This window comes from Kribbella sp. VKM Ac-2569, assembly GCF_004216905.1.
In the GTDB taxonomy this organism is placed as follows: Bacteria; Actinomycetota; Actinomycetes; order Propionibacteriales; family Kribbellaceae; genus Kribbella.
This window is the reverse complement of sequence record NZ_SGXJ01000003.1, coordinates 586,818-599,834: the sequence shown is the minus strand read 5'-3', so window position 1 is coordinate 599,834 and position 13,017 is coordinate 586,818. Positions and strand designations below refer to the sequence as shown.

Annotated in this window: 13 protein-coding genes; 7 read left to right on the top strand and 6 right to left on the bottom strand. The window is 66.8% G+C overall.

Going from position 1 to position 13,017, the window contains the following annotated elements; genetic code table 11:
• Positions 1-3: 3 nt before the first annotated feature.
• The 5 genes from EV649_RS23130 to EV649_RS23110 all read left to right on the top strand — a co-directional run bounded on the left by EV649_RS23130 (position 4) and on the right by EV649_RS23110 (position 3,462).
• Positions 4-951, top strand: coding sequence for a sugar ABC transporter permease (locus tag EV649_RS23130; protein ID WP_130385651.1), 948 nt, complete (start codon positions 4-6; stop codon positions 949-951).
• Entirely contained in the window at positions 941-1,765 is an 825-nt protein-coding gene (locus EV649_RS23125) for a carbohydrate ABC transporter permease (RefSeq protein ID WP_130385650.1), read from the top strand. The genes EV649_RS23130 and EV649_RS23125 overlap by 11 nt, the downstream gene beginning before the upstream one ends.
• Positions 1,766-1,767: 2 nt before the next feature.
• Positions 1,768-2,550: a sugar phosphate isomerase/epimerase family protein gene (locus tag EV649_RS23120; protein ID WP_130385649.1), complete on the top strand. Its 783-nt coding sequence runs from the start codon at positions 1,768-1,770 to the stop codon at positions 2,548-2,550.
• Between the two features lie 45 nt (positions 2,551-2,595).
• The gene (locus EV649_RS23115) at positions 2,596-3,039 is read left to right on the top strand and encodes a carboxymuconolactone decarboxylase family protein (protein ID WP_241998548.1); all 444 of its coding nucleotides are present in this window, start codon (positions 2,596-2,598) and stop codon (positions 3,037-3,039) included.
• A 72-nt stretch (positions 3,040-3,111) separates the two neighbouring features.
• Positions 3,112-3,462: a YciI family protein gene (locus tag EV649_RS23110; protein ID WP_130385647.1), complete on the top strand. Its 351-nt coding sequence runs from the start codon at positions 3,112-3,114 to the stop codon at positions 3,460-3,462.
• Positions 3,463-4,070: 608 nt separating this feature from the next.
• Here the strand turns inward: EV649_RS23110 and EV649_RS23105 are convergent.
• The 5 genes from EV649_RS23105 to EV649_RS23085 form a co-directional block, all read right to left on the bottom strand.
• Positions 4,071-4,952, bottom strand: coding sequence for a carbohydrate ABC transporter permease (locus EV649_RS23105; protein ID WP_130385646.1), 882 nt, complete (start codon positions 4,950-4,952; stop codon positions 4,071-4,073).
• A complete protein-coding gene (locus EV649_RS23100; protein WP_130385645.1) occupies positions 4,949-5,884 on the bottom strand; it encodes a sugar ABC transporter permease in 936 nt (311 codons plus the stop codon). The genes EV649_RS23105 and EV649_RS23100 overlap by 4 nt, the downstream gene beginning before the upstream one ends.
• A gap of 14 nt (positions 5,885-5,898) precedes the next feature.
• Positions 5,899-7,191: an extracellular solute-binding protein gene (locus EV649_RS23095; protein WP_130385644.1), complete on the bottom strand. Its 1,293-nt coding sequence runs from the start codon at positions 7,189-7,191 to the stop codon at positions 5,899-5,901.
• Positions 7,192-7,279: 88 nt separating this feature from the next.
• Entirely contained in the window at positions 7,280-8,329 is a 1,050-nt protein-coding gene (locus tag EV649_RS23090; protein WP_130385643.1) for a LacI family DNA-binding transcriptional regulator, read from the bottom strand.
• A gap of 37 nt (positions 8,330-8,366) precedes the next feature.
• Positions 8,367-9,074: an SDR family oxidoreductase gene (locus tag EV649_RS23085; RefSeq protein ID WP_130385642.1), complete on the bottom strand. Its 708-nt coding sequence runs from the start codon at positions 9,072-9,074 to the stop codon at positions 8,367-8,369.
• Positions 9,075-9,130: 56 nt separating this feature from the next.
• Here EV649_RS23085 and EV649_RS23080 point away from each other — a divergent pair, with 56 nt between their 5' ends.
• On the top strand, positions 9,131-9,667 hold the full coding sequence (locus EV649_RS23080) for a MarR family transcriptional regulator (RefSeq protein WP_241998546.1): 537 nt from the start codon (positions 9,131-9,133) through the stop codon (positions 9,665-9,667).
• Between the two features lie 80 nt (positions 9,668-9,747).
• A complete protein-coding gene (locus EV649_RS23075; RefSeq protein ID WP_130385640.1) occupies positions 9,748-12,009 on the top strand; it encodes an excinuclease ABC subunit UvrA in 2,262 nt (753 codons plus the stop codon).
• Here EV649_RS23075 and EV649_RS23070 read toward each other — a convergent pair.
• Entirely contained in the window at positions 11,998-12,987 is a 990-nt protein-coding gene (locus tag EV649_RS23070; RefSeq protein WP_130385639.1) for a winged helix DNA-binding domain-containing protein, read from the bottom strand. The genes EV649_RS23075 and EV649_RS23070 overlap by 12 nt on opposite strands.
• Positions 12,988-13,017: the final 30 nt, after the last annotated feature.

Here is a 13,017-nt window from a genome sequence, read left to right as displayed (position 1 = left end):
GCAATGGCCATTTCCACGGCAGACACCGCACCCGTCACCACCGCACCGGCACCCGCGAGGCAGGCCCCGCCGCCACGCTGGCGCAGCCGGGAAGCGCTCACCGCCTGGCTCTTCATCCTGCCCAGCCTGGTCGGCTTCCTGATCTTCACCGCCGGACCGGTCGTCGCCGCAGGCGTCATCTCGCTGCTGAACTGGAACCTGTTCAGCGCACCCACCTGGGCCGGCCTGCACAACTTCGCCCGCCTCGGCCCCGATCCGACGTTCTGGTCGGCGCTCGGCAGTACGGCGTACTTCACCCTGGTGAGCGTCCCACTGACGATCCTGGTCAGCCTGCTCCTCGCGCTGCTGCTCAACCAGGGTCTGAAGCGGATCGCGGTCTTCCGAAGCCTCCTGCTGTTGCCGTACGCAACCATCACGGTCGCGGTCGCGTTCGTCTGGATCTGGCTCTACATCCCGCACGACGGCCTGGTGAACGCCGTGCTCGGATGGTTCGGCATCAACGGGCCGGCGTGGCTCATCTCCGACACCTGGGCGATGCCCGCGCTGATCCTGATGAGCGTCTGGAAGAGCTTCGGCTTCGGCATGGTCGTCTTCCTCGCCGGCCTCCAGGCGATCCCGCAGCAGCTGTACGAAGCGGGCCGCGTGGACGGTACGTCGCCGTGGAAGAGCTTCCGGCACATCACACTGCCGATGCTGTCCCCCGCACTGTTCTTCGTGATCGTCACGTCGGTGATCGGATCGTTCCAGGTCTTCGACCAGGCGCTGATCATGACGAACGGCGGCCCGGGCACCCGCACCACCACGCTGGTCATGTACATCTACCGGACCGGCTTCGAGAACTACGACCAGGGGTACGCCGCCGCGCAGTCGCTGGTCCTGTTCGCCTTCATCGTCCTGATCACCGCCACGCAGTTCATGTTCCAGCGGAAGTTGGTGCATTATGACAACTGAGATCCGCCGCAAACTCGTGGTCTTCACCTGCTTCCTGGTCACGGCGATCACGCTGGTGCCGGTCGTCATGATGGTGCTCGTCGCGTTCCAGTCCGACGGCGAGTCGATGGCCGCGAAGCCGTCGTTCTGGCCGAGCAGCTGGCATCCCGAGAACCTGACCCGCGCGTTCGAGCTCGTCCCGCTCGGCAAGTACCTGCTGAACACGATCTACTTCGCCGCCGGTACGACGCTCCTCGAAACGGTCACCGCGGCGCTCGCGGCGTACGCCTTCGCTCGGCTGAACTTCCCCGGCCGGAGCTGGCTGTTCGGCATCTACCTCGCGACCCTGATGATCCCGTCGCAGGTCACGCTGATCCCGCAGTTCGTGCTGGTCGCGAAGCTGCACGGGATCGACACCTGGCCGGGCATGATCCTGCCGCACGCGTTCACCGCGATCGGCGTGTTCCTGCTGCGGCAGTTCTTCCTCGGCATCCCGCGCGACTACGAGGAGGCCGCCCGGCTGGACGGTGCCAACCGGTGGCAGGCGTTCGTCCGCGTCATCGTGCCGCTCGCGGTGCCGGCAATCGCGACGCTGGCGGTCTTCAAGTTCATCGGGCAGTGGAACAACTTGCTGTGGCCGTTGGTGATCTCCAACAGCGACGCCACCCGGACCGCCTCGGTCGGCCTGCAGGTGTTCCAGGACACCAACGGCACCCAGTGGAACCTGCTGCTGATGGCGGCCACGGTCACCACCGTGCCCCTGATCGTCCTGTTCTTCCTCACGCAACGCTGGTTCATCCGAGGAATCACCATGAGTGGGCTGGGAGGCCGTTGAACATGACCTATCTGTGGTCCGTCTTCACCAAACCGTGGATCGGGTTGCCCGGTGACGAGCTCGGCCGGCTGATCTCCGGACTCGGATTCGCCGGCGCCGAGGTCCCGGTGCGCGACACGGCGTACGTGACACCGGCGACCGCCGAGGCCGAGCTGCCGAAGTTCACCGCCCAGTTACGGGCCGAGGGCATCGAACCCATCAGCGTCGCGAGCGACCTGTCCGAGCAGGTGTTCGCCGCGTGCGCGGAGTCCGGCGTGCCGATGATCCGGATCATGGCTGACCTCGGCCCCGACGGGTACGCCGCCTCCGTACGACGCAACCGCGAGCTGCTCGAACAAGCCGCAGAACTCACCGAGCGGTACGACGTACAGGTCGGAGTGCAACCGCATCACGGGCGATATGTCTCGTCGACGCTCGGCGTACTGCAGTTGCTCGACGGGCTGCCCGATCGGTTCAAGCTCGTGTGGGACGCGGCGCACGACGCGCTCGCCGGTGATCATCCCGCGGTGACGCTGGAGCTCGGCGCGGACCGGCTGGGCATCGTGAACCTGAAGAACGTCCACTATGTCCGCGCGGACGGCGGCTGGAAGACGAACTTCGTCGAGGCCGAGGACGGGTTGTCCGACTGGCCGGCCGTGTTCGCGACGCTGCGGCAGCTCAACTACAGCGGCCCGATCTGCCTGACGGGTCAGTACTCCGATCCCGCCGTACCCGTGGAGACCCGGCTCGAAAGAGATCTGCGGTTCGCTGTCACATCGGCCGCGCAGCATCCGTCAAGGGAGTGAAATCAACAGACCACAGCTTTTGGAGAACCTCCCATGCAAGCACGGATGACCAACCCCGCAATGGTTCTGCCCGACGCCACGAAGGGCATCCAGAACATCTACAAGGCGATCGGGCAGTCCGGGACCGACGGCACGACGCTCGAACTCGTGCACCTGCGCGCGAGTCAGATCAACGGCTGCTCGCCATGCGTGTTCGGCGGCGTCAAGTCGGCGCTGAAGAACGGCGAGACCGACGAGCGGCTGCACCAGGTCGCCGCGTGGCGCGACTCCGACCTGTTCACCGACGCCGAGCGGGCCGCGCTCGAGATGACCGAGGCCGCGACCCGGCTGGCCGACAACCCGACGGCGGTCACCGACGAGATCTGGAGCGCCGCCGCCGACCACTTCGACGAGAAGGAACTGTCGGCGATCATCCTGATGATCGGGCTCACCAACCTGTTCAACCGCCTCAACACCACGGTGCGGGCTCCGGCCGGCGCCACCTGGTAGTCACTACGCTGGGCCCCGGATGTCGAGAAGATGTCCGGGGCTCCGACGTACCCGGGTGAATGGAGGCAAGCGATGAAATACATGCTGCTGATCTACGGGAACGACGACACCTGGGACACGTTGCACGCCGAAGGTATCGAGCAGGTGCTGGACCAGCACCGCGTGCTCTCGGAGGAGCTGAAGGCGAACGGTGAACTCGTCGACGGCATCGGGCTCACCACCCTGAACGCGCGCGTGGTGAAGGTGAACGACGGCGTGGCCGCGGTCACCGACGGGCCGTTCACGGAGGCCAAGGAAGTCCTGGCGGGCTACTACATCGTCGACTGCAGTCTGGACCGCGCGACGGAGATCGCCGCGCGGCTGCCGGAGGCAAGATACTCACCCATCGAGATCCGGGAGTTCACCGACCCGATGGAGAGCTAGCTGGCTGTGCTGTCCAGGGACTTGCCGGCCTCAGCTGGGCGTTGGACACCTGAGACCGGCGAGTCACTGACTCAGACTCTCGACGCCCGAACTGGCTCGCTCGACGCGAGGATGACCCCACCTGAGGCAGGTTGATCACCCATGCCCCGGCCACCTTGGACGTAGACAGTAGTGCCGGGCGCCGGCGCCTGGGCACCGTCGCCGAGTCGTAGCGTGGTCGTCATTCCGTTGCTCAGTCTGAGCATCGCCACGCGTCGCGGACGCACCGACGGAATCGACGAGCTCACCTCGTGGATGCCGGTACACACCGCCGGTTGGATCGAAGCCCGCCCGAGTCCCGCGTTGCCGTGACTCCTCACATCACGGCACTGCTCGGCGAGCCTACTCATCGCTGACACACTTCCCCCTTCTCTGGGTACTGCCCCCGAGTGATGGCGGTTGCGGTCGCACCGAACACCTCGTCCTCACGGCACGGCCGCACACTCCCCCGTCCTTCCCGCACCCGGAAACGACGCGGAAGTGATCAGGCAACCCTCGCTGAGAGTGACGGTGTTTTCAAGGGATCGTGACCGGAATCCCGAGTACCGGAATCGCCGTCCAGGAAAGCGCTACTGACCACCGAAGCCGGTGGTAGCAATGCCCTTGATGATCTGGCGCTGGAAGAACAGGAACACCACGACCAGCGGCAGCGCGGCCAGGATCGCGGAGGCCATGTTCTGCGCGTATTGCAGCCCATAAGCGCTCTTCACCGTCTGCAGGCCGACCGGCAACGTCATCAGGTCCGCGTCCGTGGTCACGATGAACGGCCACAGGAAGTTGTTCCACGCCCCGATGAACACGAAGATCGCCACCGCGGCGAGGATCGGCCGCGACAACGGCAGTACGACGGACCAGAACACCCGCAGCCGCCCGGCGCCGTCGACCCGCGCCGCGTCCTCCAGCTCGACCGGGATCTGGTCGAAGAAACGCTTGAGAATCAGGACCATCGCGGGCGCGAACGCCTGCGGCAGGATGATGCCCCAGTACGTGTCGACCAGGTTGAACGCGAGCATCTGCCGGAACAGCGGCACGATCAGCAGCTGCGGCGGGATGATGATCGCCGCGATGATCGCGGCGTACAACAATCGCTTGCCCTTGAAGTTCACCCGCGAGAACGCGTAGCCCGCCAGCGCCGACGTGGCGACCGTGATGAAGGTGATCGCCACCGAGGTGATCAGGCTGTTCCACGCCCAGGACGGGATGTCGCCCGCGGACAGCACCTTGCGGTAGGCCTCGAAGCTGAGCCCGTCGGGCGGGTTCAGCGTGATCTGCGACGCACCGGCGTCCGCCTCGCTCTTCAGCGACGTGAGCACCGCCCACGCGAACGGCACCAGCCAGGTTACGGCCAGGACCGCAAGGACGAGCAGCGCGGCCATTCTGGACACGCTCCAGGGGTTTTCGCCTGGCTTGTGCGTTTGTTTGATCCCACGGCTGAGGGTGTAGGTGCTCATGCGGCGCTCCTGCGGTTGATCAGCTTGTACTGCGCCAGCGACACCAGGACGATGAGCGCGAAGAACAGGTACGAGATGGCCGACGAGTAGCCGAACCGGTAGCCGGTGAATCCGGACTCGTAGATGTACTGCACGATCGACCGCGTCTCTCCGGCCGGACCGCCGTTGGTCAGCATGTAGATCTGGTCGAACACCTTCAGCGACGCGAGGATCTGCAGCGTGACGAGCAGTGCCGTGGTCGGCGCCAGCTGCGGGATCACGATCGAGAACAGCTGCCGCCACTTACCCGCGCCGTCGAGCGCCGCGGCCTCGAACTGCTGCTCGGGAATGTTCTGCAGCGCCGCGAGATAGAGCAGGAAGTTGAACCCGATCGTCCACCACAGCGTGGTGATCACGACCGAGATCATCGCGACCCTCGGATCCTGCAGCCACGCGATGGGCTCGGCTCCGAACTTCGCCAGCACGCCGTTGATCAACCCGAGCTTCGGGTTGTACATCCAGCTCCAGAACATCACGACGACGGTCGACGCGAGCAGGTACGGCAGGAAGAACGACAGCCGCCACAACCAGCGCCCCGGCAGGCCGAGGTTCACGAGCAACGCCAGCGCGAGTGACAGGACGATGAGCGGGATCGTGCTCAGCGCCGTGAACCACACGGTGTTCCCGAGCGACTTCCACATGTCCGGGTCGCGCAACGCTTCCACGTAGTTGGAGAAACCAACCAGTCCGCTCCCCGCACCAGTCAGCGTCTCGCCGGTGAAGCTGAGGTACAGGCCGTACACCGCCGGCACCACCAGAAAGAGCACGAACAGTACGGCGAACGGGGCCGCGAAGGCCCACCCGGCGAGGGTCTCCCCACGCTTCGCCCGAGCCTTGCCCTGAGCGGTGACCTCCTCCGTCGTCACCGGCGGAGTGTCGATAGCAGTAGACATCTGTGCTTCTCCTCTCACACCGGTTGCGGACGGTCGAGCAGCTTGTTCAGCCGGGCGACGAAACCGTCGAACCCGGCCGCTGGATCACCACTGCCGAGGAACACGTTCTGCACGTTCTCGGCGAAGTAGTTCTGGAAGTCGCTGCCCGCGCCGCTGAACCACACGTCAGGGTCGTAGTTCACGTACGCCGGGATGCCCGCGTAGTTCGACTGCGGCTTCAGCGCCTGGTACTCCGCGCTCGTCGCGACCGGCTGGTACGCCGGGATATGGCCACCATCGGCCCACTTCACCGACCGCTTCAGCAGCTCGGCCACCATCGTGTAGACGTGCTTACGCCGCTCCGGCGACACCTTCGACTGCCGCGGCAGCACGAACGTGTGCGAGTCGGCGTACGCCGCCTGCGTCCCGAACATGGTCGGGATCGGCACCGCGTCGACGGGCAGCTTCGCTTCCTTCAGCACCGGGAGCTCCCAGACGCCGCCGAAGAACATGCCGCTCTCGCTGTGCAGGAACTCGCTGGTCGCCGTACCGCCGTCGCCGCTGCGCGAGGCGATCGTGTCGTTGAGCAACGACTGGACGAAGGTCAGCGTCTTGACCGCGGCGTCCTTGTCGACCTCGGCCGGCTGACCGGGCACGAGCTTCATGTCGGCACCGGTCTGCTTGTAGAGCGTGTACCAGAGTCGCCACATCTGCGCGCCGTCACCGAGGTAGCCGTACGACAGGCCGTGCTTCCCGGTGACCTTCTGCAGCTTGGTCGCGACCTCGGTGAACTCCTCCGGGCTCTTCAGGGAGTGCAGAGCCTCCGTGACACCGGCCTTCTCGGCGTGATCGGTGTTGTAGTAGAGCACGAACGGGTGTGTGTCGAGCGCGATCGCGTAGAGCTTCCCGTCGTACTGACACTTCTCCCACACGCGGGCCGGGAAGTCTTCCTTGCTGAGGCCGGCCTCGGCGAGCAGGTCGAGATCCCACGGCTCGAGCAGGCCGCCCGGCGCGTAGCCGGCGATCCGGGACGCGTGCATGATCGCCACGTCCGGAGCGCGGCCGCCGGCCGATGCCATCGCGAGCTTCGTGTAGTACGGCGGACCCCATGCCAACACGGTCTGGGTCGTGCGAAAGCCGAGGTTCGCGGCGTTGACGGCGTCCACCAGGCCTGCCATCACCGTGCCGTCACCGCCGGTCAAAAGGTGCCAGTAGTTCAGGTTGGTCGTCGAACGCGACGCACCGGGCGCGCAGCCGACAAGCAACCCACTACCGGCCAGCGCCGCTGCTGCCTTGAGCAGGCTGCGCCGGGAGAAATCTTCACTCATTCGGTCTCCTTCGGGGGCGGACCGAAAATTACATCGTTAGAATGACCGGCACAAGACTCCGATGTGGGATTTTGTGGAAACGTATCGGTTAGCGTGCGGTACTGGCGCGCTCGACCACGCGGTGCGGGATCATCACCCTGCGTGGCGGCGCACCCTTGTCCGCCATCCGCTCGGCGAGCAGGTCGAGGGCCGCGGCGACGAACTCCCGCCGGTCGAAGGCGATCGTGGTCAGCGGCGGGATCATGAACTGACTGTCGAGGATGTTGTCGAACCCGGCCACCAGCGTCTGCTTCGGCACGTCGATACCCGCGCTCCACAGTGCGGACAAGGTGCCGGAGGCCAACGTGTCGGTGAAGCAGAAGAACGCGTCCGGCAACTCGTGCTCGGCCAGGTACTTCCCCACCACAGTCGCGGCGCCCTCGGGCCGCCAGCGGTCGAGGCTGATCTCCAGGCTCGGATCGATCGGTACGCCGGCCTCCTCGAGCGCCTGGCGATACCCCGCGGTCCGCAGCCGCGACGCCGCCGTACCCGGGGATTGGGCCGATCCGCCGAGGACTCCGGCGCCGCTCGAGCCGCGAGGGATCTCCGGCGTACCGACGGCCGCGATTCGGCGGCAGCCCTGCGCCAGCAGGTGTTTCGTCAGGTCCCGTGCGGCCGCGACGTTGTCGATCGCGACCTGGCTCACCACGTCCTGATCGACGTCACCGATCAGCACGAGGGGCGGCAGCGGACCGGCCGTCATCACCGCGCTGTCGTCGAGGTTCACCGGGTTCAGGATCAGGCCGTCCACCAGGTACGCACGGGCCTTCGAGAGCAGCTCGAACTCGCGCTTGGGCTCCGCCGCGGTCTGCTCGATCTGCACACCCCAGCCGCGCTCGTGGGCGAGCTCGACGACCAGGTGGACGATCTCCGCGGAGTACGGCCGGAGCAGGTCGGGCAGCGCCAGCGCGATCATGCCGGAACGGCCGTTGCGCAGGCCACGTGCGCTCATGTTCGGCACATAGTCGAGCTCGGCGAGCGCGCTCTCCACCCGGGCCCGGGTCTCGGGGCGCACGAACACGACGCCGTTGATCACGTTCGACACCGTCTTCGGCGACACCCCGGCGAGCTTGGCGACATCTTTGACGGTGGGACGCATGCCGCCCATTGTCACACCTGGCACACGTTGTCACGCATCAGCGCGTAATGAGCGCTCCGCCGTTCACGTGCAGGACCTGACCGCTGATGTGGCGGCCGGCGGGTGAGGCCAGGAAGTGGATGGTGCCGGCGATGTCATCGACCTGGCCTTCGCGTTTGGTCAGCGTTGCCTGGAGCAAAGTCTCGCGGCGGTCGCCGGTGAGCCGGCCCTGGAAGAACTCGGTCTCCGCGGTGAAGCCTGGCGCGACGACATTGGAGGTCACTCCCCTGGCCCCGAGCTCGGTCGCCGCGTCGACGTTCCACATCGCCAGCGCGGCCTTCGAGGCGCCGTACGAACCGGCCCCGCGGGCGCCCGCGATCGAACCCAGATGGACGACGGCGGTGGTCAACCGGGGTGCGAGGGCGGTTGTCGTGAGTACTGCGCTGATCAGGTTGGCGTCGAGGTTCGCCAGCCAGTTCGCCTTCAACTGCGCGAGATCGCCGTCGGGCCGGCCGAAGTCGGTGTTGCCGCCGGCGTTGTTGACCAGGACATCGACCCGCTCGGGCAGTTCGTCCAGCAGCCGCTCGACCTGCGCCGGGTCGGTCGCATCGCACACCACTCCCCTGGCTCCGAGATCCGCGGCAGTCTTCTCGAGTACGTCGGCGCGCCGGCCGGTGATCACCACGTCGTCACCGTCCGCGCGGAACCGCTCCGCGGTCGCCCGCCCGATCCCGGTTGCTCCCCCGGTCACCACGATCGTCCTCATCCTGAAATCCTCACGTTTAGCTCTAAATGTTTAGACCTAAACGTAACATGGGTCCCGTGACCGACTACTACCCGCTCGATGCGCCGAGCCCGTACCCCGCCGCCGAGATCGCTCGCGCCTGGCAGCGCGAACGCCCGGGTACGCCGACGGACTCGATCGAGATCGTCACTCCTCTGTGGCGGCTGGCGAAGCTGTTCGCCGACGACCGGCGCCGTGTACTCGCGGACGCGGGCGTGGATCCCGCGACGCTCGATCTGCTCAGCGTGCTGCGGCGCGCGGGCACGCCGTACGAGCTCGGTACGCGCGAGCTGTCCCGCCGTACGCTCGTCACCGCCGGCGCGATCTCGCAGCGGGTCGCCCGCGCCGAAGCCGGCGGGCTGGTCACACGGCGGTCCGCGGACGACGGGAGTCGCGCGGTCGTCGTCACGCTCACCGAAGCCGGCCACGACCTGATCGAGCGGACGGTCGACCAGGTGCTCACGCGCGAATCCGAGCTGGTCGCGTCGCTCTCCCCCACCGCGCGCACCCAGCTCGCGGGCCAGCTCCAGGGTCTGCTCGACGAGGTCGCCCGGGTCGCTCGCAAACCTTCCTGACGGTGTTGAGACTTTTCCAGCCCGCCTGGCTGGGAAGCGGAGCCAAGTTCGTATGGGCGGTTCAATGAGACCATTGAAGGATGCTTCCTGCTGACAGTCACGACGTCATCCAGGTGCGCGGCGCCCGCGAGAACAACCTCAGCGGCGTCTCGCTCGACATCCCGAAACGCCGGCTCACCGTCTTCACCGGAGTCTCCGGTTCCGGCAAGTCCTCACTCGTCTTCGACACCATCGCCGCCGAGTCCCAGCGGCTCATCAACGAGACCTACACCGCGTTCGTGCAGAACTTCATGCCGAGCCTCGGCCGGCCGGACGTGGACGCGCTGCGGAACCTGTCCGCCGCGATCATCGTCGACCAGGAACGGATCGGCGCCAACGCCCGCTCCACCGTCGGTACGGCAACCGACGCCCACACCATGCTGCGGGTGTTGTTCAGCCGCGCCGGTACGCCGTACGCCGGGCCGCCCTCGGTCTTCAGCTTCAACCGGGCCGAAGGTATGTGCCCGGTGTGCGAGGGGCTCGGGCGGACCACTGAGTTCAATCTCGACGAGCTCGTGGATCGCGAGAAGACCCTCAACCAAGGGCCCATCAAGGCGCCCGGGTACTCGATCGACAGTTGGCACTGGCAACTGATGGCCCAGTCGGGCCTGTTCGACCCGGACCTGCCGCTGAAGGACTATCCGGCCGAGGCCTGGCAGCAGTTCCTGCACCAGGAGCCGATGAAGATCCGGGTCGGGAAGAGCAACCTGACCTTCGAAGGGCTCATCAGCAAGCTGAAACGGCAGTACCTGAGCAAAGATCCGCAGTCGATGCAGAGTCACGCTCGGGCGTTCGCCGAGCGCGCGATCCGGCAGGAGACGTGCACGGAGTGCGGCGGCGTACGGCTCAACGCAGCGGCCCGGAGTGTGACCGTGGACGGGCGAACGATCGGTGAGTGTTCGGCGATGCAGATCAGCGATCTGGCCGAGTTCGTTGCCGGGGTCAAGCATTCTGGGGTCGGGCCGATGCTGGACGGGCTCCGGCATTTGCTCGAATCCTTCGTGACGATCGGGCTCGGGTACCTGAGCCTGGATCGCGAGTCGTCGACGCTGTCCGGCGGTGAGGCACAGCGGGTGAAGTTGGTGCGCCATCTCGGGTCCAGCCTGAGCGATGTCACCTATGTGTTCGACGAGCCGACGGTCGGCCTGCATCCGCACGACATCCAGCAGATGAACGACCTGCTGCTGCAACTGCGGGACAAGGGCAACACGGTGCTGGTCGTCGAGCACAAGCCGGAGACGATCCGGATCGCCGATCACGTCGTCGATCTCGGCCCGGGCGCTGGCCTGTCCGGCGGGCGGCTCTGCTACGCCGGCGACGTGGACGGTTTGAAGACGTCCGGCACGCTCACCGGGCAGTACCTCGATCACCGGGTGACCGTGCGGGACGACGTACGGCGGCCAACCGGGAAGATCGCGATCGAGCATGCGTCGCTGCACAATCTGCGGGATGTGAGTGTGGACGTTCCGCTCGGCGTGCTCACGGTGGTGACCGGGGTCGCGGGTTCCGGGAAGAGTTCGCTGATCCACGGCTCGCTGGCGGGGCGGGACGGCGTGATCATCGCGGGTCAGGAACCGATCCGCGGGTCGAAGCGGAGCAATCCGGCGACGTACACAGGACTGCTGGATCCCATTCGCGCGGCGTTCGCCAAGGCCAACAAGGTGAAGCCCGGGTTGTTCAGCGCGAACTCGGTCGGTGCCTGTCCGACCTGCAAGGGCATCGGGCTGGTGTACACGGACCTCGCGATGATGGCCGAGGTCGCGTCGGTGTGCGAGGACTGCAACGGCGCCCGGTTCACGGCCGAGGTGCTCGAGTATCGGCTGCGTGGCAAGAACATCAGCGAAGTGCTGCGGATGACGGTGGCCGAGGCGCGGGAGTTCTTCGGGACCGGTACGGCGCGGACGATCCTGGATCGGCTCGCGACGGTCGGGCTGGGGTACATCGGGCTCGGGCAGCCGCTGACCACGCTGTCGGGTGGTGAACGTCAGCGGCTCAAGCTGGCGATCAACATGGGCCGGACCGGGTCGATCTACATCCTCGACGAGCCGACGACCGGACTGCACCTCGCCGACGTCGACAAGCTCCTCGGCATGCTCGGCACCCTCGTCGATCAAGGCAACACGGTCATCGTGATCGAGCATCACCAAGCGGTGATGGCGCATGCCGACTGGCTCATCGACATCGGCCCGGGAGCCGGCCACGACGGCGGTCAGGTCGTCTTCACCGGGACGCCCGCTGACCTGGTGGAAAGCAGCCCGACCATCACTGCGGAGCATCTCCGCGAGTACGTGTCAGTGGCCTGAGAAGCGGGCGAGGTCGGCGAGTTCCTGGGTCAGGTCCGCTGGTTCGAAGAGGTCGACCTCGAGGGTGGCGTGCTGCCAGGTGCCGATCGGGCGGCCGGCTTGCACGACTGCGGGACGCAGCATGCCACCGCCGGGGAAGATCGAGGTCGGTAGGTCGAAGTGGCGGTTCTGATAGCCGAGTAGATAGGTGTCGAACTCGCCCACCAGGCGTACGTCGTGGCATCCGGGCAGGTCCTCGACGGCGTGGAGTTCGGTGGTCTCGATCTCGAAGGACGTCGTGGCCACCGCCTCCACGGCTCGGCGGGCGAGCGGGACCGGCAGGCCCGACCAGGTCGCGAAGTCGCGTGCGGTGGCTGGGCCGTAGGCGGTCAGGTAGCGGCGGGCCAGATCCTCGGGGTCGCCTTCGAGGACCAGCGGCTTGCCCAGCCAGTCGCGAACAGCTACCCAGGTTTCGCCGGGTCCGTAGCAGAGCCGTCCGAGCATGCCCGTGTACCGGATGAGCGCGTACACCGCCTGCCCTTTCGGCTCCGCGATCAGCCCGGCGCGCAGCAGTACGTCGGCCAGTTCGGCGCGGTTGCACGGACCGTGGGTCAGCAGGCACTCCTCGAGTACGTCGGCGGCCTCGGCGCGGATGCGGTCCGGCAGGCCGAGTTCGCCGTACCGGCGTTCGGTGTCCTTGATCAGTTTCGGGCCGAGCAGGCCGAGCAGCGGGCCGGCGTCCTCGGTCGCGACGAGTTGGAGGGTGCCGCGCATGAACCAGCCGCGGATCACGGAGCGGTCGGTTTCCTGGGCGGTCGCGACGTCGGCGAGCGTTGTCGCGGTCGATCGGGCGCGGACGGCGTACGACGCTCCTCGCCAGGTCTGGGCCTGGAGTCCCCCCGCCCGGCGTACGACGTCGGCCACCCCTCCGGGGCCGGCCTCGTTCACCGGACGCGCGAGGCAGTTGGCCTGCATCCTGGCGGCCAGTAACCAGTCCACAGACCTCCGCGCCACCCCTGCATGACACCA

Coding starts and splice junctions, on each gene's coding strand:
- EV649_RS23115 (WP_241998548.1), top strand. CDS start 2,596: ATGACCAACCCCGCAATGGTTCTGCCCGACGCCACGAAGGGCATCCAG.
- EV649_RS23100 (WP_130385645.1), bottom strand. CDS start 5,884: ATGTCTACTGCTATCGACACTCCGCCGGTGACGACGGAGGAGGTCACC.
- EV649_RS23125 (WP_130385650.1), top strand. CDS start 941: ATGACAACTGAGATCCGCCGCAAACTCGTGGTCTTCACCTGCTTCCTG.
- EV649_RS23090 (WP_130385643.1), bottom strand. CDS start 8,329: ATGCGTCCCACCGTCAAAGATGTCGCCAAGCTCGCCGGGGTGTCGCCG.
- EV649_RS23120 (WP_130385649.1), top strand. CDS start 1,768: ATGACCTATCTGTGGTCCGTCTTCACCAAACCGTGGATCGGGTTGCCC.
- EV649_RS23110 (WP_130385647.1), top strand. CDS start 3,112: ATGAAATACATGCTGCTGATCTACGGGAACGACGACACCTGGGACACG.
- EV649_RS23075 (WP_130385640.1), top strand. CDS start 9,748: ATGCTTCCTGCTGACAGTCACGACGTCATCCAGGTGCGCGGCGCCCGC.
- EV649_RS23095 (WP_130385644.1), bottom strand. CDS start 7,191: ATGAGTGAAGATTTCTCCCGGCGCAGCCTGCTCAAGGCAGCAGCGGCG.
- EV649_RS23105 (WP_130385646.1), bottom strand. CDS start 4,952: ATGAGCACCTACACCCTCAGCCGTGGGATCAAACAAACGCACAAGCCA.
- EV649_RS23130 (WP_130385651.1), top strand. CDS start 4: ATGGCCATTTCCACGGCAGACACCGCACCCGTCACCACCGCACCGGCA.
- EV649_RS23085 (WP_130385642.1), bottom strand. CDS start 9,074: ATGAGGACGATCGTGGTGACCGGGGGAGCAACCGGGATCGGGCGGGCG.